The sequence below is a fragment of the Sphaerochaeta sp. S2 genome (assembly GCF_016406725.1).
Taxonomy (GTDB): domain Bacteria; phylum Spirochaetota; class Spirochaetia; order Sphaerochaetales; family Sphaerochaetaceae; genus Sphaerochaeta.
In genome coordinates this window covers 1-1,275 of the sequence record NZ_JAEKNT010000163.1, presented here as the reverse complement: position 1 = coordinate 1,275, position 1,275 = coordinate 1, and the positions used below count along the sequence as shown (strand labels likewise).

Annotated in this window: 2 pseudogenes; one reads left to right on the top strand and one right to left on the bottom strand. The window is 48.6% G+C overall.

Annotated features, from left to right (window positions below):
• Positions 1-547: pseudogene (locus tag JF818_RS04255) on the top strand (hypothetical protein); the annotation flags it as partial.
• 63 nt (positions 548-610) lie between these two features.
• Here JF818_RS04255 and JF818_RS04250 read toward each other — a convergent pair.
• Positions 611-1,275: pseudogene (locus tag JF818_RS04250) on the bottom strand (fucose isomerase); the annotation flags it as partial.

Here is a 1,275-nt window from a genome sequence, read left to right as displayed (position 1 = left end):
GACAAAGGGACCGCTGAATGCTTTGGGTAAAGCGAAGGGAATGCTCGAGGACCTGACTACCATAGTAAACACCCTTGGTGTGCTCGACTCCAGTGAAACCTGGTACATACTTTCCAGCCTCTATGACGAACTTCCCGGTGGGTTCATCTCATTCGGGAACAAGGATTGGGCAGTAAGCTATATGAGAATGGCCATGGATACCATTCCCAGTCATCTTTACTACCCCGGCCACTACCTCAAACTTGCCGAGGAACTCTATGCAAGGGATTGGAGTGCATCCAAGAGAAGCAAGGAAATGCGGAGCATGGAGAAAGACTGGAAGAAAGGTTCAACCAATCTTGAGAAATACCGTTACTATGAGGGAAAGGATGGAGGAAAAAGCAAGCCGTTCTACTCTTCAGTCACCCTGGATAGGATGAGTGACAGGCAGGAAGCTGTCATGGTCCTCACCTATGCCCTTGCAAAGGCCAATATACTGGGACCACTGAAAGAGAGTGATGCAGTGGTTGTTGAGGAAATCAAGGAACTCATCGACGACTGGACGTAAGATTTTGAGAATTATTATACAGCCCCTGAAAGTCAGGGGCTGTAATTCTTTGTATTTTTAGTTTTAATGCTTGAACGGATTCTCGCCCTCATAGGGTAGTCCTTCCCTCTGGTTGTAGGCAATATCCTCAATTCCAAGATAGGTGAAAACATTGAACAGGGCCTTCCCGACATGGCTGAAGGCTACTGCTGCATGGTGCGGGTACGCTTTCTTAAGAAGCACATACCGATAGAATCGGGCCATCTCCTCAATACCTATCACACCGATGCTTCCAAAGCTTTCGCTGGGAACATCCAAGACCTCTCCTTGCGCGACATATGCACGCAGTCTCCCCCGAGCATCAGACTGCAGGCGGTAAACAGTGACTGGACCGGATACCAGGTCCCCTTCCATCGTCCCCCTGGTGATATCGGGTTCTGCAAGATCCGGCTCCAGATCTCGCTTCATGATCACCTGATACCCCATATGGGGATTCTTGAGCAGGGAGCAAGAGGTATTCCCACAGTGGAAACCCATGAACAACTCATCATTGCGGTAGGACCGTTTTGCCCTGATATGCTCCTCATACATCTTGGAGGGAACAGTGTTATTGATATCCAGCAAGGTAACAGGTTTATCACTCACACAGATACCAATATATTCACTCAATGCTCCATAGATATCGACTTCGCAGCTGACGGGAATGCCCTTTACTGTAAGACGGCTGTTCACATAGCAGGGAACAAAGC